The 17,993-nt window shown below is 66.7% G+C and carries 19 protein-coding genes; 13 read left to right on the top strand and 6 right to left on the bottom strand.

The features are described from left to right. The first annotated feature begins 25 nt into the window (after window positions 1–25). From AC0IYU_RS29115 to AC0IYU_RS29090, 6 genes are all read left to right on the top strand, one after another. Entirely contained in the window at window positions 26–1,279 is a 1,254-nt protein-coding gene (locus AC0IYU_RS29115; RefSeq protein ID WP_472124357.1) for an ABC transporter substrate-binding protein, read from the top strand. 8 nt (window positions 1,280–1,287) lie between these two features. Further along, window positions 1,288–2,007 carry an ABC transporter ATP-binding protein gene (locus AC0IYU_RS29110; protein WP_472124354.1) on the top strand — a complete coding sequence of 240 codons (720 nt, stop codon included), beginning with the start codon at window positions 1,288–1,290 and terminating at the stop codon, window positions 2,005–2,007. Between the two features lie 145 nt (window positions 2,008–2,152). Continuing rightward, window positions 2,153–2,869 (top strand): ABC transporter ATP-binding protein, encoded by a 717-nt coding sequence (locus tag AC0IYU_RS29105; RefSeq protein WP_472124351.1) that lies wholly within the window; start codon window positions 2,153–2,155, stop codon window positions 2,867–2,869. Next, window positions 2,862–3,725, top strand: coding sequence for a branched-chain amino acid ABC transporter permease (locus tag AC0IYU_RS29100; protein WP_472124348.1), 864 nt, complete (start codon window positions 2,862–2,864; stop codon window positions 3,723–3,725). The genes AC0IYU_RS29105 and AC0IYU_RS29100 overlap by 8 nt, the downstream gene beginning before the upstream one ends. Window positions 3,726–3,742: 17 nt before the next feature. After that, the gene (locus tag AC0IYU_RS29095; protein ID WP_472124345.1) at window positions 3,743–4,759 is read left to right on the top strand and encodes a branched-chain amino acid ABC transporter permease; all 1,017 of its coding nucleotides are present in this window, start codon (window positions 3,743–3,745) and stop codon (window positions 4,757–4,759) included. 131 nt (window positions 4,760–4,890) lie between these two features. After that, window positions 4,891–5,913: a Bug family tripartite tricarboxylate transporter substrate binding protein gene (locus tag AC0IYU_RS29090; protein ID WP_472124343.1), complete on the top strand. Its 1,023-nt coding sequence runs from the start codon at window positions 4,891–4,893 to the stop codon at window positions 5,911–5,913. Between the two features lie 30 nt (window positions 5,914–5,943). Here the strand turns inward: AC0IYU_RS29090 and AC0IYU_RS29085 are convergent, their stop codons facing one another. Next, the gene (locus AC0IYU_RS29085; protein WP_472124340.1) at window positions 5,944–6,738 is read right to left on the bottom strand and encodes an IclR family transcriptional regulator domain-containing protein; all 795 of its coding nucleotides are present in this window, start codon (window positions 6,736–6,738) and stop codon (window positions 5,944–5,946) included. 140 nt (window positions 6,739–6,878) lie between these two features. Between AC0IYU_RS29085 and AC0IYU_RS29080 the strand changes: the two genes are divergently transcribed. The 5 genes from AC0IYU_RS29080 to AC0IYU_RS29060 all read left to right on the top strand — a co-directional run bounded on the left by AC0IYU_RS29080 (window position 6,879) and on the right by AC0IYU_RS29060 (window position 11,620). Continuing rightward, entirely contained in the window at window positions 6,879–7,580 is a 702-nt protein-coding gene (locus AC0IYU_RS29080) for a 3-oxoacid CoA-transferase subunit A (protein ID WP_472124337.1), read from the top strand. A 2-nt stretch (window positions 7,581–7,582) separates the two neighbouring features. After that, window positions 7,583–8,248 carry a 3-oxoacid CoA-transferase subunit B gene (locus AC0IYU_RS29075; RefSeq protein WP_472124335.1) on the top strand — a complete coding sequence of 222 codons (666 nt, stop codon included), beginning with the start codon at window positions 7,583–7,585 and terminating at the stop codon, window positions 8,246–8,248. Between the two features lie 31 nt (window positions 8,249–8,279). Next, window positions 8,280–9,485, top strand: coding sequence for a 3-oxoadipyl-CoA thiolase (gene pcaF / locus AC0IYU_RS29070; protein ID WP_472124332.1), 1,206 nt, complete (start codon window positions 8,280–8,282; stop codon window positions 9,483–9,485). A gap of 61 nt (window positions 9,486–9,546) precedes the next feature. Further along, a complete protein-coding gene (locus AC0IYU_RS29065) occupies window positions 9,547–10,521 on the top strand; it encodes a Bug family tripartite tricarboxylate transporter substrate binding protein (RefSeq protein ID WP_472124454.1) in 975 nt (324 codons plus the stop codon). 97 nt (window positions 10,522–10,618) lie between these two features. Further along, window positions 10,619–11,620: a Bug family tripartite tricarboxylate transporter substrate binding protein gene (locus tag AC0IYU_RS29060; protein WP_472124329.1), complete on the top strand. Its 1,002-nt coding sequence runs from the start codon at window positions 10,619–10,621 to the stop codon at window positions 11,618–11,620. 51 nt (window positions 11,621–11,671) lie between these two features. Here the strand turns inward: AC0IYU_RS29060 and AC0IYU_RS29055 are convergent, their stop codons facing one another. Next, on the bottom strand, window positions 11,672–12,109 hold the full coding sequence (locus AC0IYU_RS29055; RefSeq protein WP_472124326.1) for a JAB domain-containing protein: 438 nt from the start codon (window positions 12,107–12,109) through the stop codon (window positions 11,672–11,674). A 36-nt stretch (window positions 12,110–12,145) separates the two neighbouring features. Between AC0IYU_RS29055 and AC0IYU_RS29050 the strand changes: the two genes are divergently transcribed. Then, entirely contained in the window at window positions 12,146–12,982 is an 837-nt protein-coding gene (locus AC0IYU_RS29050; RefSeq protein WP_472124323.1) for a hypothetical protein, read from the top strand. Window positions 12,983–13,079: 97 nt separating this feature from the next. Here AC0IYU_RS29050 and AC0IYU_RS29045 read toward each other — a convergent pair whose 3' ends face one another. From AC0IYU_RS29045 to AC0IYU_RS29035, 3 genes are read right to left on the bottom strand one after another with little or no spacing between them, the layout of a single operon-like run. Further along, window positions 13,080–13,949, bottom strand: a complete 870-nt coding sequence (locus tag AC0IYU_RS29045; protein ID WP_472124320.1) for a PhzF family phenazine biosynthesis protein — start codon at window positions 13,947–13,949, stop codon at window positions 13,080–13,082. Further along, a complete protein-coding gene (locus AC0IYU_RS29040) occupies window positions 13,946–14,710 on the bottom strand; it encodes a transporter substrate-binding domain-containing protein (protein ID WP_472124318.1) in 765 nt (254 codons plus the stop codon). The genes AC0IYU_RS29045 and AC0IYU_RS29040 overlap by 4 nt, the downstream gene beginning before the upstream one ends. Before the next feature lie 52 nt (window positions 14,711–14,762). Next, entirely contained in the window at window positions 14,763–15,965 is a 1,203-nt protein-coding gene (locus tag AC0IYU_RS29035; RefSeq protein ID WP_472124316.1) for a pyridoxal phosphate-dependent aminotransferase, read from the bottom strand. Window positions 15,966–16,091: 126 nt separating this feature from the next. Here AC0IYU_RS29035 and AC0IYU_RS29030 point away from each other — a divergent pair, with 126 nt between their 5' ends. Next, on the top strand, window positions 16,092–17,540 hold the full coding sequence (locus AC0IYU_RS29030) for an aminotransferase-like domain-containing protein (RefSeq protein ID WP_472124313.1): 1,449 nt from the start codon (window positions 16,092–16,094) through the stop codon (window positions 17,538–17,540). A gap of 17 nt (window positions 17,541–17,557) precedes the next feature. Here the strand turns inward: AC0IYU_RS29030 and AC0IYU_RS29025 are convergent, their stop codons facing one another. Further along, window positions 17,558–17,974, bottom strand: coding sequence for a ribbon-helix-helix domain-containing protein (locus tag AC0IYU_RS29025; RefSeq protein ID WP_472124311.1), 417 nt, complete (start codon window positions 17,972–17,974; stop codon window positions 17,558–17,560). Window positions 17,975–17,993 lie beyond the last annotated feature (19 nt).

The following is a 17,993-nucleotide window of genomic DNA, read 5'->3' as shown; positions in this document are numbered from 1 at the left end:
AAGAACACAAGAGACGGAGACAACCATGACATTCAATCGCAGGCAATTCACGCAGGCCACCGCCGCACTCGTGGCCTCGGGCGCGGCACCGCTGGTGTTCGCGGCCGACACGCTCAAGATCGGCTACGTGTCGCCGCAGACCGGCCCGCTCGCGCCCTTCGGCGAGGCCGACAAATGGGTCATCGAACAGATGAAGACCGCGTTCAAGGACGGCATCAGCGTCGGCGGCAAGAAATACGCGGTGCAGATCGTGCTGAAGGACAGCCAGTCGAACCCCAACCGCGCGGGCGAGGTGGCGAACGACCTCATCCTGAAGGACAAGGTCGCGCTGGTGCTGACGGCAGGCACGCCCGAGACCGCCAACCCCGTGAGCGACGCCTGCGAACTCAACGAGGTGCCCTGCATCTCCAGCGTGGTGCCCTGGCAGCCGTGGTTCTTCGGTCGCAAGGGCGACGCGGCCAGGGGCTTCAACTGGACGTACCACATGTTCTGGGGCCTGGAAGACGTCATCGCCAACTACACCAACGGGTGGAAGACGCTCGCCACCAACAAGAAGGTGGGCGGGCTGTTCCCGAACGACGGCGACGGCAACGCGTGGGGCGACAAGGAGCTGGGCTTTCCCAAGCCGCTCGCGGCGATGGGCTTCACGCTCACCGACCCGGGCCGCTTCCAGAACGGCACGCAGGACTTCAGCGCGCAGATCGCGGCGTTCAAGAGCGCGGGCGTGGAAATCGTCACCGGCGTGGTGATTCCGCCCGACGCCAAGACCTTCCTCACGCAGGCACGGCAGCAGGGTTTCAAGCCGAAGATCATCACGCTGGGCAAGGCGCTGCTGTTCCCGGGTGCCATCGAGGCGCTCGGCGACCTGGGCGACGGCCTGTCGACCGAGGTGTGGTGGAGCCCGTCGCACCCCTTCACGTCCAGCCTCACGCAGCAAAGCGCCAAGGCGCTGGCCGATGCCTACGAGGCCGGTGCGAAGAAGCAGTGGACGCAGCCGATCGGCTTTGCGCATGCGCTGTTCGAGGTGGCAGCCAATGCGCTGTCGCGGTCGAAGTCGCTCAAGTCGGATGACGTGCGCGATGCGGTGGCAGCGACGTCGATCAACTCGGTGGTCGGCCCGGTGAAGTGGGGCGGGCAAGGACCGTTCAAGAACGTCAGCAAGACGCCGCTGGTGCTCGGCCAGTGGGGCAAGGGCAAGAAGTACAAGGTCGAGCTCACCATCGTGAACAACGAGGCGGCCACGAACATTCCCACCGGCGGCACACTGCGGCTGCTCTGAAGAACGCCATGGCACTGCTGGCACTGCATGGCGTGAGCAAGTCCTACGGCGCGCTCAAGGTCACCGACGGCATCACGCTGTCGGTCGCCGAGGGCGAGACGCTGGGCATTCTCGGGCCCAACGGCGCGGGGAAGACCACGCTGTTCAACCTGATCTCTGGCGATGCGCGCGTCGATGCGGGGCGCGTCGAGTACGCGGGACGCGACGTGACGCGGCTCAAGCCGCACCAGCGCTGCCACGCGGGCATCGGCCGCAGCTACCAGGTGCCGCAGCCCTTCGGCAACATGAGCGTGTTCGAGAACCTCGTGACGGCCGCCTGCTTCGGCGGGCAGCAGACCGAGCGCGAGGCGTGGCAGACGGCGCACGAGGTGCTGTCGCAGACGGGGCTGATGGCGCATGCCAACAAACCGGCCGGCGGGCTCACGCTGCTGGACCGCAAGCGCCTCGAGCTGGCGCGTGCGCTGGCGACGCGGCCGCAACTGCTGCTGCTCGACGAGATCGCGGGCGGGCTCACGGAGCCTGAAGCCGCGGTGCTTGTCGACGAACTCAAGCGCATCAAGGCGCGGGGCGTGACCATGATCTGGATCGAGCATGTGGTGCATGCGCTACTGTCGCTGGCGGACCGGTTGTTCGTCATCAACTTCGGGCAGAAGCTGGCGGAAGGGGAGCCGCGCGCGGTGATGAACGATGCGGAAGTGCGGCGGGTGTACATGGGGATGGAGGCATGAGCGCGAGCTGTCTTTGCATTGCTCCTTCCCCTTCCGGGGGAAGGCTGGGATGGGGGCACGACGGCGCTGGCTTGGCCGCCGCGCTTCATCGACCGCCGCTTGCCCCCACCCCAACCCTCCCCCGGAAGGGGAGGCAGCAAATGCCATGAACGCGCTCCTCGCAACCCACGCCCTCAAGGCCTTCTACGGCGACGCCCAGGCCCTGTTCGGCATCGACTTCACCCTGACCCAGGGCGAGCTCGTCGCCATCATCGGCGCCAACGGCGCGGGCAAATCCACCTTCCTCAAAAGCCTGACCGGCCTGGTGCGTGCGCCCCGCGACGCGATCCATTTCAAGGGCGACCCGATCGGCGGTCTCCCACCCGGAGAGATCGTCCGACGCGGCCTCGCCATGGTCCCCGAGGGCCGTCGCCTGTTCCCCAGCCTCAGCGTCGAGGAGAACCTGCTCATGGGCGCCACCGCGAACCGCAAGGGCCCCTGGAACCTGCAGCGCCTGTACACCCTGTTCCCCATCCTTGCCGAGAAGCGCCACCAGCCGGGCACCTCGCTGTCGGGCGGCCAGCAGCAGATGGTCGCGCTGGGCCGCGCGCTCATGAGCAACCCCGAGGTGCTGCTGTGCGACGAGCTTTCGCTCGGCCTCGCGCCCATCGTCATCCGCGAGATCTACGCGGCCATGCCCGCCATCACCGGCGAGGGCATGACGGTCGTCATCGTCGAGCAGGACGTGACCATGGCGCGCCAGGTCTCGCGGCGCATCTACTGTTTGCAGGAAGGCCGCGTGTCGCTCGAAGGCCGCTCCGCGGACCTGACGCGCGAGCAGATCTCGCAGGCCTACTTCGGCATCGAGGCCGCCCATGGCTGAAACCCTCGTGCAAGGCGTGCTGCTCGGCGGCCTCTACACCCTGTTCGCGCTGGGCCAGTCGCTGATGTTCGGCGTCATGCGCCTGACCAACACGGCGCAGGGCGACTTCATCATCCTCGGCGCGTTCGCCGTCATCGCGGGCGTGTCCCTCGGCGGCGACGTGGCGCCGTGGCTGGTCGCTCTCGCGGTGCTGCCGGTGGCCTTCGGCTTCGGCTACGCGCTGCAGCGCTACGTGCTCAACGGCACGCTGGGCAAAGACCCGCTGCCTTCGCTGGTCGTCACCTTCGGCCTGTCGATCGTCATCCAGAACCTGCTGCTCGAGCTGTTCTCGGCCGACCCGCGCGCCATCGAGACCGGCGGGCTCAACACGCAGGGCGTGGCGCTGGGCGATTCGCTCTCGCTCGGTGTGCTGCCGCTCGTGGTGCTGGCCATCGCGGTCGTCGCGACGGGCGCGCTGGAATGGCTCTTCGCGCGCACGGCGCTGGGCCGGTCGTTTCGTGCGGTGTCCGACGACCGCGAGATCGCCGAGCTCATGGGGCTCGATGCGAAGAAGGTCTATGCCTTCGCCACGGCCATCGCCTTCGTGCTCATCGCCATCGCGGGCACCCTGCAGGGCATGCGCACGACCGTGTCGCCGTCCGACGGCCCGCTGCTGCTGCTGTTCGCCTTCGAGGCCGTGATCATCGGCGGCATGGGTTCCTTCTGGGGCACGCTGGCCGGCGCGATGATCCTCGGCGTCACGCAGCAGATCGGCTTCCGGCTCGATCCGGGCTGGGGCATCTGGGCCGGGCACATCGTGTTCCTGGTGGTGCTGGTGCTGCGCCCGCAGGGGCTCTTTCCCCAAACCCGTGGATGACCGCGCGGATGAACCGAATGACGAACACGCCCCCGCCCCTCATCGCCGTAGCACGCGCCACCGCTGCGAGCCGCGCCGCGCTTGTCGTCGGCATCGCCCTCGTGCTCGTCGCTGCCAGCCTGCCGTTCTGGGGCGAGTCGAGCTGGATGCGCGAGTTCGTCGAGATCGCCTGCTACTTCATCTTCGCGATGATGTGGAACCTGCTCGCCGGCTACGGCGGCATGGTCAGCATCGGGCAGCAGGCCTTCTTCGGCTTCGGCGGCTACGTCATGCTGATGCTCGGCAACTTCGCGGGCCTGAACCCCTTCGTGGCGATTCCGCTGGGCGCGCTGGCCGCGGGGCTCGTTGCAATACCTGTGTCCTTCGTCGCCTTCCGGCTGTCGGGCGGGTACTTCGCCATCGGCACCTGGGTCATTGCCGAGGTGTTCCGCCTGAGCTTCGCCAACGTGTCGGCGGTGGGTGGCGGCTCGGGCACCACGCTCACCGCGCTGCGCGGCATCGAGAAGGCCACGCGCGAAAGCACCACCTACTGGATGGCGCTGGCCTGCGTGGTCGCGGCCATCGCGCTGGTGTACCTGTTCCTGCGCAGCAAGCGCGGGCTGGCGCTGCTGGCCATCCGCGACAACGAGGTGGCAGCCGAATCGCAGGGCATTCCGGTCGCGCGCATGAAGCTGGCGGTGTACGTGGTCGCGGCCTTCGGCGCGGGCCTGGCGGGCGCGTTGTACTTCGTGGGCAACCTGCGCATCAGCCCCGACGCGGCCTTCAGCGTCAACTGGACGGCCTTCGCCATCTTCATGGTGGTCATCGGCGGCATCGGCCGCATCGAGGGGCCGCTGGTGGGCGCGCTCATCTTCTGGGCGCTCAACAAGTTCCTGAGCGACTACGGCACCTGGTACCTGCTGGGTCTGGGCCTGCTCGCGATCGGGGTGACGCTGTTCTTCAAGCAGGGCCTGTGGGGCTACGCGCAACAGCGCTGGGGCTGGTCGCTGTTCCCCACGCAGCGCAAGTTGCTGCTGCATCCCGGCCCGAGGTGAAAGCCCGGCTGAACGCTTCCGTCTGACTTGCGCGACGCCGCACGATCACGTAACGTCTTGTAAGTCCGGCGGTCAGCCCGCTGTCAGCAAATGCACCCGCATTCGCCGGCCTTTCACTCTCTGGAGTCACCTTGACGATCACCAAACGCCGCCTGCTCGAAGGCGGCGCGGCAGCCGTTGCCGCATCGCTGCTTGCGAAGGCCTCGTGGGCGCAGCGCGCCTCTTCTTCCTCCGCTTCTTCCGCCGGCGACGTCGCCTGGCCGACCAAGCCCGTGCGCATCCTTGTGGGCTTTCCTGCGGGCGCGTCGCCCGACCTCGCGGCCCGCGCCGTGGCCGAGCCGCTGTCGAAGCTGCTGCGCCAGCCGGTGGTGGTCGAGAACAAGCCCGGCGCCAGCGGCAACACCGTGGCCGACCTGGTGGCCAAGGCCACCGACGACCACACCATCGGCGCGCTGATCAACGGCAACCTCACCATTGCCAGGCTGCTCAACCCGTCGCTGCCGTTCGACCCCGAGAAAGACTTCGCCCCCGTCGGCCTCATCGGCACTGCGCCGCTGGTGCTGGTGGTGTCAGGCAGCGCCGAAGGCAAGACCGCGGCAGACCAGTTGCTGTGGGTGCGCAACCTCGGCAGCGGCGCCAGGTACGGCACGCCGGGCGTGGGCACCGTGGGCCACCTGGGCATGGAGCTCATCAAGAGCCGCGCCGCCATCACGGCGCAGCACAAGCCCTACACCGGCAACCCGCAGGTCATCGCCGGCCTGCTGGCCAACGAGATCCAGCTGGCGCTGCTGCCGCCGGGCCTGGCCCTGCCGCACATCAAGTCGGGCAAGGTCAAGGCCATCGGCGTGACATCGCCCGAGCGCAGCGCGCTGGCGCAGGAGCTGCCCACCATCCGCGATGCCGACGTGCGCGGCGCCGACCTCGAGATCTGGACCGCGCTGGCCGCGCCCGCCGGCATGAAGCCCGCAGCCGTCACCAGGCTCAACGCGGCGCTGGTCGAGGTGATCAGCTCGCCCGACGTGAGCCAGGCCCTGCTCAAGACCGGCTGGCAGGCGCAGCCCGGTTCGCCCGACACCCTGGCCAAGCGCATGCGCGCCGACACCACGCGCCTGGGCGGGGTGATCATCATGAAGGGCATTCACTCGGACAGCTGAGCCCAGGGCTGTGGCCCGTGGTTCTTGCTGCTAGAGCAGCCGCGATACCTGCCTGGCCGCATCCACCAGCGCGGGCAGCATCGTCTCCTGCATCACCTTCGCGCTGGTGCGGTTGGCCTGCCCGCTGATGTTCAGCGCGGCCACCATGCGGCCCTGCCGGTTGACGATGGGCGCGGCCACGGAGATCAGGCCTTCTTCTAGCTCCTGGTTCACCAGGCACCACTGCTGCCTGCGCGCCTGCGCCACCTTGGCCATGAGCGCTTCGACGTCGGTCACCGTGTGCTTGGTCATGGCCTCGATGTTCGAGGCGTCGAGCCGCGCGCGCACCTCGTCGTCGTCCAGGTCGGCCAGCAGCAGGCGGCCCAGCGACGTGCAATAGGCGGGCAGGCGCGAGCCCACGCCCAGGCTCATGCGCATGATCTTCTGCGTGGGCACGCGCAGCACGTAGACGATGTCGGTCGCATCCAGCACCGCGGCCGAGCACGACTCCTGCACCTGCTGCACCAGCGCTTCCATCACCGGCTCGGCGCGGTTCCAGATCGGCATGGACGACAGGTACGCGAACCCCAGGTCGAGGATGCGCGGCGTGAGCGTGAACAGCTTGCCGTCGGTCACCACATAGCCCAGCGTCTGCAAGGTCAGCAGGATGCGGCGCGCGCCCGCGCGGGTCAGCCCGCTGCCGGCCGCCACCTCGCTGAGCGTCTGGCGCGGCGCATTGGCGCTGAACGAACGAATCACCTGCAGGCCGCGCGCGAACGACTGCACGTAGCTGTCGCCGGGGGCGGGCGTGTCAGGTGTATTGGTTTGTGTGGGGTGGGTTGCCATGGTGTGCGATCGTCTCTAGAATTCATTATACGAACAAATGTTCTTTAGACGAACAAATCGAGGGTTCGCAGAATCTGGCAGCTCGCAGGTCGTGGACGGCGGTTTGGTTTCTTCTTTCCTCTCACCCGGAGACAAGCTTCATGATCAACAAGATCGCGCGCTCGGTCGCGGACGCCCTGGCAGGCATCCAGGACGGCGCCACGGTTCTCATCGGCGGCTTCGGCACCGCCGGCATTCCCAACGAACTCATCGACGGCCTCGTCGAGCAGGGCGCCAAAGACCTCACCGTCGTCAACAACAACGCGGGCAACGGCGAGACCGGCCTCGCGGCGCTGCTGAAGGCCGGCCGCGTGCGCAAGATCATCTGCAGCTTTCCGCGCCAGGCCGACAGCCAGGTGTTCGACGGCCTCTACCGCAGCGGCAAGCTCGAGCTCGAACTGGTGCCCCAGGGCAACCTGGCCGAGCGCATTCGCGCCGCCGGTGCCGGCATCGGCGCCTTCTTCTGCCCCACGGGCTACGGCACGCAGCTCGCCGGCAACCGCGAAACCCGCGAGATCGACGGCAAGCAGTACGTGCTGGAGTACCCCATTCATGGCGACGTGGCGCTCATCAAGGCCGAGCGCGGCGACCGCTGGGGCAACCTGGTCTACCGCAAGGCCGCGCGCAACTTCGGCCCGGTGATGGCCATGGCCTCGAAGAAAACCGTGGCCACCGTGCACGACATTGCCGAGCTCGGCACCCTCGACCCCGAGACCATCGTGACCCCGGGCATCTTCGTGCACCAGGTGGTGCGCATCGAACGCGTGGCGACGCAAGCCGGCGGTTTCAAGAAGGCAGCATGACCATGACGACCCCGACCCCGACCCCCACTTACACCCGTCGCACCAAGGACCAACTGGCCGCGCGCGTCGCGCAGGACATCTTCGACGGCGCCGTCGTCAACCTCGGCATCGGCCAGCCCACGCTGGTGGCCAACCACCTGCCCCAGGGCCGCGAGGTCATCCTGCAGAGCGAGAACGGCATCCTCGGCATGGGCCCCGCGCCCGAGGCCGGCGAAGAAGACTACGACCTCATCAACGCCGGCAAGCAGCCCGTCACGCTGCTGCCGGGCGGCTCGTTCTTTCACCATGCCGACAGCTTCGCGATGATGCGCGGCGGGCACCTCGACATCTGCGTGCTCGGCGCGTTCCAGGTGTCGGCCACCGGCGACCTCGCCAACTGGCACACCGGCGAGAAAGACGCCATTCCCGCCGTCGGCGGCGCCATGGACCTCGCCATCGGCGCCAAGCAGACCTGGGTGATGATGGACCTGCTGACCAAGCAGGGCGTGAGCAAGCTGGTGAAGGAATGCAGCTACCCGCTGACCGGCATCGGCTGCGTCAAGCGCGTGTACTCCGACCTCGCCACCATCGAATGCACGCCGCAGGGCCTGAAGCTCGTCGACCTGGTCGACGGCCTGAGCCGCGAAGAGCTCGAGAAGCTGGTCGGTTTGCCGATCGCCGCCGCCTGATTCCATCCAAGACTTCCAAGAGACACACACCATGACCCACCAAGCCTTCATCTGCGACGCCGTTCGCACCCCCTTCGGCCGCTACGGCGGCTCGCTCAGCAGCGTGCGCACCGACGACCTGGGCGCCGTGCCCCTGCGTGCACTGATGGAACGCAACAAGAACGTCGACTGGCAGGCCGTGAGCGACGTGCTCTACGGCTGCGCCAACCAGGCCGGCGAAGACAACCGCAACGTCGCGCGCATGTCCGCATTGCTCGCGGGCCTGCCAATTGAACTGGGCGGCGCCACCATCAACCGCCTGTGCGGTTCGGGCCTGGACGCCGTGGGCACGGCCGCGCGCGCCATTCGCGCCGGTGAAGCCGGCCTCATGATCGCCGGCGGCGTGGAAAGCATGAGCCGCGCGCCCTTCGTCATGCCCAAGGCAGAGAGCGCCTTCAGCCGCAACAACGCCGTGTACGACACCACCATCGGCTGGCGCTTCGTCAACAAGCTCATGAAGGCGCAGTACGGCGTCGACTCCATGCCCGAGACGGCAGAGAACGTGGCCACCGACTACAAGATCGAGCGCGAAGCGCAAGACCTGATGGCGCTGAACTCGCAACTGCGCGCCGTGGCCTCGCAGAAGTCGGGCTTCTTCGACGCCGAGATCGTGCCCGTGTCCGTGCCGCAGAAGAAGGGCGACGCCCTCATCGTCAACAAGGACGAGCATCCGCGCGACACCACGATGGAGGCGCTGGCCAAGCTCAAGCCCATCGTGCGCCCCGACGGCACCGTGACCGCCGGCAATGCCAGCGGCGTGAACGACGGCGCCTGCGCGCTGCTGCTGGCCGACGAAGCCAGCGCCGCCAAGCATGGCCTCACGCCGCGCGCCCGCGTGGTCGGCATGGCCACGGCCGGCGTCGCGCCGCGCGTGATGGGCATCGGCCCTGCGCCGGCCACGCAGAAGGTGCTGGCGCTCACCGGCCTGACGATCGACCAGATCGACGTCATCGAGCTGAACGAAGCCTTCGCCGCGCAGGGCCTGGCCGTGCTGCGCCTGCTGGGCCTGAAGGACGACGACGCGCGCGTGAACATCAACGGCGGCGCCATTGCGCTGGGCCACCCGCTGGGCGCCAGCGGTGCGCGCCTGGCCACCACCGCGGTGAACCAGCTGCACAAGAGCGGCGGCCGCTATGCGCTGTGCACCATGTGCATCGGCGTGGGGCAGGGCATTGCGCTGATCCTCGAACGCGTCTGACCGCCGAGTCATGACGCCCCGCTCGCGCCGAGTCGTTGCTCCTTCAACCACCCGGCGCGAGATGCTGCTGGGCCTGCTGTCCGCAGCAGCCCTGCCGGCTTTCTCCCAGGTGCCGCAGGGACCGCAGGGCGACACCACCAAACCCATCCGCATCGTCGTTCCCTTCGCCCCCGGCGGCGGCAACGACGTGTTCGCGCGCCAGATGGCCAAGGGCCTGGGCGAGCTGCGCAAGCAGGCCGTCGTCGTCGACAACAAAACCGGTGCCGGCGGCAACCTGGGCACCGGCGAAGTGGTGCGCAGCGCCGCCGACGGCAGCACCTTGCTGCTGGGCCACACCGGCACCGTGTCGATCAACCCCGCGCTCTACAAGGGCCTGAAGTTCGACCCCCGCAAGGACCTGGCGCCCGTGGCCATGTTCGCCTCGTCGGCCCTGGTGCTGGTGGTGCCCGCCAGCTCGAAGATCCGCACCCTCGCCGACCTGGTGGCCGAGGCCAAGGCGCGCCCCGGCGCCGTCGACTACGCATCGAGCGGGAGCGGCACCGGCGGCCACCTGAGCGGCGAGTTCTTTGCCGAGCGCACAGGCACCAGGCTGACCCACATTCCCTACAAGGGCACCAACCCCGCGTTGACCGACCTCGCGGGCGGGCAGGTGCACATGATGTTCAGCGTGATTCCACCTGCGCTGGCCTTGGTGAAGGGCGGGCGGTTGCGCGCCATTGCCGTCACCAGCGCCAGGCGGCTGCCGTCGTTGCCCGACGTGCCGACCGTGATGGAGTCGGGCCTGAGCGCGCTCGCGGATTTCGAGAGCACGCTGACCTACGGAATCCTCGCGCCGCGCGGCACGCCCGCCACGTTCGTCAACGAGCTGGCGACGCAGATGCTGAAGGTGGCGGGGGAGAAGGAATTCCAGTCGCGGCTGGACGTGGAAGGGGCCGTGCCGTTGCTGGGCGGGCCGGCTGAATATGCAGCGCTCATTGCCCGGGAGAGCGGGAAGTGGGCAGCGATCGTGAAGAGTTCTGGCGCGGTGGTGGAGTAGCCGCTACAGCCGAAAAGGAAGAAGCCGCGACAACGAATCGAAGAAACGCGGCCAGGAAAATTTCAAACCAAGAGAACCGAAAGAAGAGGATCAGAGGATGAAGAAGACGAACACAACGCGCCGCAGCGTCGGCCTGGCCGCGCTCGCGCTCGCCACCGCCGCGCTGGTGCCCGCCACTGCATCGGCGCAGCAACAGGCCTTTCCGACCAAGCCCGTGCGCATCATCACGCCGTTCCCCGTGGGCGGCGGCCCCGACGGCGTGGCACGGCTGGTGGCCGACAAGCTCTCGCGCGCATGGGGCCAGCCGGTGGTGGTGGAGAACCGCCCGGGCGGCAACGGCTTCATCGCCATCGACGCCTTCAAGCGCGGCGCCAAGGACGGCCACGACATCATCGTGCTCGACAACGTGCACCTGGCCGCGTACCCCGCGCTGTTCAAGAAGCTGCCGTACGACACCGCCAAGGACTTCGACGCGCTGCTGCCGTTGTTCAAGACCTACTTCTTCTTTACCGTCGCGACCAACAGCAAGTACAAGACCGTGGGCGACCTGATCGCCGACGCCAAGGCCAACCCCGGCAGGCTCGACTACGGCTCGTGGTCGGTCGGCAACCCGGTGCACCTGGGCTCCGAACTCTTCGAGTCGGCCACCGGCACGCAGATGGAGCACGTGATCTACAAGGAGACCACGCAGCTTTACACGTCGGTGGCCACGGGCGAGCTGGCCTTTGCGCTGGGCTCCAGCGCCACGGCCGGGCCGCTGCAGCGTGCGAACAAGCTGCGCTTTCTGGCCGCGGCCGCACCGCAGCGCGTGCCGGCTTTCCCCGACGTGCCGACGGTGTCGGAGTCGGGCGGTCCGAAGGGCTTCGAGGTGATCGGGTGGAACGCGATCGCGGTGCCGAAGGGGCTGCCCGCCTCGGTCACCGACAAGATCAAGCGCGACATCGAGAAGGGCCTGGCCGAACCCGACGTGCTGGAGAAGTTCAAGAGCTTCGGCTATGAGCCGTTCCCGACCACGCGGCCGCAGTTCGATCAGTTCGTGGCGAGCGAGACGACGCGTTTCACGGATGTGATTCGCAAGGCGAACGTGTCGTTGGATTGATTGGCATCGCCCTCGCCCGTCACGCCAGCCGGGCGGGGGCTTCGGTACGGCTCAGAAGCGCCCGTCCTGCCGAAAGCTGTTGTACGCGCCGTCCCCGATGATGATGAAGTCCTGCAGAGGCATCTCATGAATGACGCCCAGTTCATGCAGTTTCGCTGCGGTTTTCACATCGTTTTCCGAAGGGGTGCAATGCCCCGACGGATGGTTGTGCACCACGATCAATGAACTGGCCCGTGCCAGCATCGCATTTCGATAGAGCTCCACGGGGGCAAGCAGCGCCGCCGTGCCCGGTCCGATCGCCGCAACTTCATAGGAAAGAACCTCCAGCTGAGGGTTCAGGTGCAGCACGACGACCTTTTCCTTGGTCTCGTCCTGCATGTCCTTGAACAGCGCGAACACCTGCTCGGGGCTGTCCACGGGTTTGTTCAGCAGGTCGTCGTCGACGCGCTTGCGCGTGAACGTGACCTTGAGTTCTTTCAAATAAGCCATCGTCAGTTCCTCCGTCGTGCGGTGTCCGCGTACTGATTGGTGCGCAAGATTGTCATCCACGCCACCCGGCTGCGCCACCAGACCGATATCAGGGAAGGGCCCGAAGCGCTGAAAGGCGCTACACACCATGACAATGAAAAGATGAACCTGAACGCACTCGCCCGCAAGGCATCGAAAGGCCCGGCACCCTCGGCCTATGGCGGCGCCATGAATGTCGAGGACATGATCCGCTTCGCCTCCGTCCACGGTGCCGAAGGCGCGGATGAAATCGAACGTCTCTGCGCGCAGCACGGCTGGCTGAGCGACGGCCTCCTCGAAGACGGCACGCGCGTCGTGCCGTTTGCGCGATGGGCACAGGCTTGCGCCGCCTTCGGGCGCGGTGGTGTTCCCGCACTGCGGCCGCTGCTGGCCGACCCCGCGCTTGCGACCTTTGCGATCGGTGTCCTGGAAGAGGTGAAGACCGTCGAAAGCGTCGAGGCCTTGATCGGCTTTTGCGGCTCGGCGCAGTGGCAATCGACAGACGCCACGCATGCCGAATGGAAGGCGCTGGCGGCGTTGAACCTGCTGTTGAGCTTCGACGATGGCGTGAAGGTCGAGAAGGCCGTCATGGACGATCTTCTGCAGGTTGTGGTCAAGGCGTTCGGCGTAGCGTCCGAGCCGATCCTCCAAAGCATGTGCCTCTGGGCCGTGCGTGGCGCACCCACGGCCGAGTCGCTCGCATGGGTGCAATCGCTCGACGTGGCGAATGCGGCTGTCGACGCGGCGCGGGCGACCGCGATCAAGTCGCTTCGACGCCGGCTGTCGCCCGACTACAAGGCGCCCGATGGCCGGCAGAAGCGGCAGATCCAGCGGCAACGCGCCGCAGACGTCTAGCGACGCGCCGCAAGCACCGCCTTCGCATCGAGCGGGCCAGTCGTCACCGAGGTGTACGTCGGTTCGTCGCCGAGATGAAGCGGTCGCGGGCCTGTTGCTAGCCCAGCATCGAGCCATCCACGCACGTGACACAGGAACCACCGACGCGAATACTGCCCTTCGAATCGATGTTCACCGCGATGCGGCCATTGCGACCCACGCAGCGCCCCTGCGTGGCGAGGTAGTCCTTGCCGCTGGAAGGCAACAGGCCACGCGCCCGCAGGAATGCGGCCACGCTGCCGTTGCCGCTACCGCAGACAGGGTCTTCGTCCACGCCGGAAGACGGTGCGAAGGTGCGCACTTCGATCGCGGCATCGCCGGACGGGTGCGGGCCGAATACCGTGACGCCAGTGACGCCCAGACGACGCTCCAGTTCCGCCAGCTTTGCAAGATCCGGACGCAGACCGATCACTGCGTTTGCATCCTCGAGCTGCGCAATGATCCAGACCGGTCCTACGTTCACGACACCGGGCTCGACCTTCAGCGCGCTTCCGAGAATGGCCTCCAGTTCGTTCAGATCCGCTTTCCCCAAGGTGGTGATCGTTGCCGGCGGAAGCTCAAAGCTCAAGCGACGATCTCCGCCCGTATCCGTGACGGTCAACGCGACCAGCCCCATGTCGCACTCCTGGACCAGGCTACCGTTGTCACGCGGTGTCACGCGTCCGGCTTCCAGGAGCGCGTATGCGCTGCCGAGCGTTGGATGGCCAGCGAACGGGAGCTCGCCGCGGGGCGTGAATATGCGCAGGCGGTAGTCAGCCTCCGGCGATGTCGGGGGCAGCACGAAGGTTGTCTCCGAAAGGTTGGTCCATCCGGCAATGGCTTGCATCGCCGGAGTATCGAGCCCCTCTGCATCGAGGATCACCGCGACAGGATTGCCCATGAACGGCTGGGAGGTGAATACATCGACCACCTTGTAAGTTCTTTTCATTTCTTCCTTTCGACGTTCATGTTCAAGGCCGAGCCCAAGCTTGACTGACGCGCGACCACGCCATCGATCTCGCTGGCCTCGATGCCGTATTTCGCCATTCGCGCGCGATGGTCGGCCGTACCCAGGTACGCACCAAGCTGCCTGTTCACCGCCTGCACCAGGTCGTGGTTGTCCTTGTTGAAGGAGAAGCCTCCTGTGGGCACGCGCCCGTCAGCGCTCCTCGCGTGCGCAACGGCCTCGAGCTCCTTGTTGGCAGCAGCGAGCGCGCGGTTGCCCACGGCCGTTGCGGCATAGGTGTCGATCTTCCCGGACAACAGCGCAGCCACCGCCGAAGGCTGGTCATTGAACAGCACGATCTGGCTGTCAGTTGCTCCGGAAGACTTTGCAGCATCGATCTGTATGGTGCCGCCGACAACGCCCAGCCGTGCATCGCCGCGCGCGGCAACCGCCTTGTAGCTTGTGAGTGCCTTGGGATTGCCCCGTGCCACGAGGAACCCGTCGCCGAGCGCCCAGACCGGCTCGCTGAACGTGACCAGCCTGGCGCGCTCTGGCGTCACGAAGATCGGCACATTGATGTCCCAGCGTCCTTCCTGAACACCGGGCAGCAGTTCTTCGAACGAGACCAGATGGTGCTCGATGCCCGACACCCCGATGGCACGCAGCACCACATCGGCGAGCTCGAGATCTGCGCCGGTTGGAACGCCATCCGAGCCCGTCCAATAAAACGGCGGCTCTTCGATGTATGCGATACGTACTTTCATGCGTCGACTCCAATGGATCGGGGAAAAGGCTTCCCCTGCCTGCAATTTCTTGTCAGCGCGAGGCCGCGTCCAGACTCGAAGAAAGCGCAGCCAAGGCAGGCTTCAGCCTTGCGTGGGGCAGATACCCGAAGCCGAGCCGGAACACCCGGTCGGCTTCGCCAAACCACTTGCCCGACGCCAGCTGCAGGTCATGCTCCGGCAACAGCGCCCAGAAGCGAGAGACCGCCGCATCGTCGAATACATCGGCGCGCAGCCGCAGGCAGCACAACGCACCGGCATCGGGTCGGATCCACTCGATGCGGCCCTGTTCAGCCTTGCACCAGGTCAACAACACGTCCAGGGCATCCGCAAGCAGGCGACGTCGAGGCTCGAGCACCACCGCCCTGTTGCGCAGCAATGCGGCGGCAAGCGCCTCATCGAGCACCGAGCCGGAGAGCACGGTGTTCATCTTCGCAACCGTGAGCCTCGAGCGGAGGTCCGCGTCAGGCACTGTGAGCCACCCGGTTCGCAGCCCCGGTGCGCCCAGTGCCTTGGAGACAGACGCGCCGGTGACGATGCGTGGATCGAGTCCCGCAAAGCTCTCGACCCTCTGGTCGTCCCCGTAGGAGGCCTCGCGGTAGGTCTCGTCGACAAAGAGCAGTGCGTCGGGCGACAGCTTGCCCATCAGTGCGAGGAGTTGCGCGATGTCGGGGCGCGACATCCGTACACCGCTGGGGTTCTGGGGTGAAGCGATGCTCACCAGCTTCGTCTTCGACGTGAGGCATGCCTCGATCTGCGCGAGATCCAGGGTGTAGCCATTCTCGAACGAGAGCTTGACCTCCCGCACGGTCACGCCAGCGCCCAGGAGGCTGTCACGGCTCAGCGGGAAGCACGGCGTCGCCAGCACCGCTTCGTCGCCCGCACGGCAAACCTCGAAGGCAAGAAGGAAAAGACCGAGTGCCGTCCCCTGCGTGGTGAGGACGTATTCCGCCGGGACCTTGCAGGCATCCGCAATCGCCTGCCGCAGCGCGAGCGAGCCGGCCGACGTGCCGTAGCCGAGCTTCAGGTCGCGGATGTTCTCCAGACCCGGAAGCGCCAGAAGCTCGCCGAGGGTCAGGTCTTGCGAGGTGCTTTCCGCCAGATTGAACGGACGGTTCACATCCAGAAGCGAAATGATCTCGTTGTAGGGAAACCTTCCGCGCCATGGCGGGGAGGCCTCCTCGCGAACGTCGCCGTCTCTGCTCTGCACAAGAATTTCTGGAGTGGTTTTCATCATTCGGCTTCGAACCTGTTGTCGGGTGCCGAGGAATCGTAGCGAGCAGGTGCGGACTGCAACAGCCACAGTTTTTCGATTTTTCGACCGGTACAGTTGGCTTGTCGAAGCGCACCCGCATGGCAGAAAATGAGCGCCATCATGGAAGCGCACGCACCCTACCGATACGAACAGCTGGCCGACCTCATCGTCGGCATGATCGACAAAGGCGCGTTGTCTCCGGGCATGCGCGTGCCGTCCGTGCGCACCGTCAGCGAGCAACACCAGATCAGTATCGCGACGGCGCTGCAGGCCTATCGCATGCTCGAGGATCGCGGCATCCTCGTGGCCAGGCCGCAGTCGGGCTTCTATGTATCGAGTGCTCACCAAAAGACGTTTGCACTGCCTTCCACCTCCCGTGCGCGCACCAGAGCATCGACCGTGTCGATCAGTGGCGCCGTTGCCGTGTTGCTCGAGCACGCGTCGAACCTCGCGCTCGTCCCGCTGGGGTGTGCCGTGCCCGATGCAGGCGTGCTGCAATCGAAGCGGCTCGATCTGACGCTCGCACGCGTGGCGCGTCAACACGGCGCGCGTCACAACGTCTACAGTCCGCCGCGAGGCGAAGCGGCCCTACGCCGCGAGATCGCAAAGCGGTCGATGCAGACGGGCCACGCCTTGTCGCCCGACGACATCCTCATCACCAGCGGCTGCACGGAAGCCCTCACGCTGGCGCTGGGCGCGGTGGCCAAGCCCGGCGACACGATCGCCGTCGAGTCCCCCACGTACTTCGGCCTGCTGCACACGCTGGAGGTCCTTGGACTGAAGGCACTGGAGCTTGCGACCGACCCGGTGCGCGGCGTCGACGTCGCTGCGCTGGCACGCCTGCTCGACAAAGAGCCGATAGCGGCCTGCGTGCTCTCGTCCGGCTTCAGCAACCCCCTGGGGTACGTGATGGCCGAGCGCGACAAGCGCTCGCTGCTCGCGGTCCTTTCAAAGCACGCCATACCCCTGATCGAAGACGATGTGTATGGCGACATCCACTTCGGCCGCGAGCGCCCCAAGCCCTTCATGGCGCTGGACCGGGGCGAGAACAAGATCATCTACTGCAGCTCCTTCTCGAAGAGCCTTGCGCCCGGATACCGGGTCGGCTGGATCGCCCCCGGCGCCTACGCACAGCGTGTGATGGAGCGCAAGCTGGCATTCAGCCTGAGCAGCCCGGTGCTGCCTCAAATGGCGATTGCGCAGTTCCTCGAGGGCAACGCCTACGACGTGCATCTGCGCCGGGTTCGGCGTGTGCTCGAGGAGAACCTGACGCGGATGGTCCGGGCCATCGAAGCCAGCTTTCCCGCTGAAACGAAGGTGAGTCGCCCCACCGGCGGCTTCATGCTCTGGCTCGAGCTGCCCAAGCATTTCGACTCGCGCGCGTTGTTCGAGGAAGCGCTCGAACAGGGCATCTGCTTTGCGCCAGGCGATGTGTTCTCGGCAAGCCGCCGCTACCGCAACTGCCTGCGCCTGAGCGCCGGACACGCATGGAACGATCGCATGGATGCCGGCGTGCGTCGCCTGGGTCGACTGGCGCGCGCACAGTTGGCGTCATAAGCGGCCGTGATCCAGCCTCAGGCCTGCCGCCGCGCCGCGGCGCGAAAGGGACGAATGTCCGTCTCGCAGGACTGCTGCTGCGAGCTTCCCCATCCCTGTGGCAGTTCATGCAGCACGGCCTTGGCATCGAGCGAGCCGATGGCCACCGAGGTGTCTGCCGGAATGCGCCCCTGCGCCAGCATCGCCTCGTAGCGCAACGCGCACACGCGCAGGAACGACGCGAAGTTGCCGACCTCGCCGCGCGCCGCGACCAGTTCGTCGTACAGCCGCTCGATGAGCTGCACCACGACCATGCCGTCGCGCTGCGCAATTTCCTCGAGCACCTGCCAGAACAGGTTCTCGAGCCGGATGCTGGTGACCACGCCGTGCAGCCGCACCGAGCGCGTGCGCGCGTCGTAGCTCTGCGGGTCGGCACTGATGAAGACTTCGCACATGCGGCCTCCTGTGTGGGAT

This window comes from Variovorax sp. AC103 (genome assembly GCF_979254005.1).
This window is presented reverse-complemented; position numbering and strand designations above follow the sequence as displayed.

Coding starts and splice junctions, on each gene's coding strand:
- AC0IYU_RS29080 (WP_472124337.1), top strand. CDS start 6,879: ATGATCAACAAGATCGCGCGCTCGGTCGCGGACGCCCTGGCAGGCATC.
- AC0IYU_RS29095 (WP_472124345.1), top strand. CDS start 3,743: ATGACGAACACGCCCCCGCCCCTCATCGCCGTAGCACGCGCCACCGCT.
- pcaF (WP_472124332.1), top strand. CDS start 8,280: ATGACCCACCAAGCCTTCATCTGCGACGCCGTTCGCACCCCCTTCGGC.
- AC0IYU_RS29045 (WP_472124320.1), bottom strand. CDS start 13,949: ATGAAAAGAACTTACAAGGTGGTCGATGTATTCACCTCCCAGCCGTTC.
- AC0IYU_RS29105 (WP_472124351.1), top strand. CDS start 2,153: ATGAACGCGCTCCTCGCAACCCACGCCCTCAAGGCCTTCTACGGCGAC.
- AC0IYU_RS29040 (WP_472124318.1), bottom strand. CDS start 14,710: ATGAAAGTACGTATCGCATACATCGAAGAGCCGCCGTTTTATTGGACG.
- AC0IYU_RS29060 (WP_472124329.1), top strand. CDS start 10,619: ATGAAGAAGACGAACACAACGCGCCGCAGCGTCGGCCTGGCCGCGCTC.
- AC0IYU_RS29100 (WP_472124348.1), top strand. CDS start 2,862: ATGGCTGAAACCCTCGTGCAAGGCGTGCTGCTCGGCGGCCTCTACACC.
- AC0IYU_RS29030 (WP_472124313.1), top strand. CDS start 16,092: ATGAGCGCCATCATGGAAGCGCACGCACCCTACCGATACGAACAGCTG.
- AC0IYU_RS29110 (WP_472124354.1), top strand. CDS start 1,288: ATGGCACTGCTGGCACTGCATGGCGTGAGCAAGTCCTACGGCGCGCTC.
- AC0IYU_RS29075 (WP_472124335.1), top strand. CDS start 7,583: ATGACGACCCCGACCCCGACCCCCACTTACACCCGTCGCACCAAGGAC.
- AC0IYU_RS29065 (WP_472124454.1), top strand. CDS start 9,547: ATGCTGCTGGGCCTGCTGTCCGCAGCAGCCCTGCCGGCTTTCTCCCAG.
- AC0IYU_RS29085 (WP_472124340.1), bottom strand. CDS start 6,738: ATGGCAACCCACCCCACACAAACCAATACACCTGACACGCCCGCCCCC.
- AC0IYU_RS29055 (WP_472124326.1), bottom strand. CDS start 12,109: ATGGCTTATTTGAAAGAACTCAAGGTCACGTTCACGCGCAAGCGCGTC.
- AC0IYU_RS29115 (WP_472124357.1), top strand. CDS start 26: ATGACATTCAATCGCAGGCAATTCACGCAGGCCACCGCCGCACTCGTG.
- AC0IYU_RS29035 (WP_472124316.1), bottom strand. CDS start 15,965: ATGATGAAAACCACTCCAGAAATTCTTGTGCAGAGCAGAGACGGCGAC.
- AC0IYU_RS29025 (WP_472124311.1), bottom strand. CDS start 17,974: ATGTGCGAAGTCTTCATCAGTGCCGACCCGCAGAGCTACGACGCGCGC.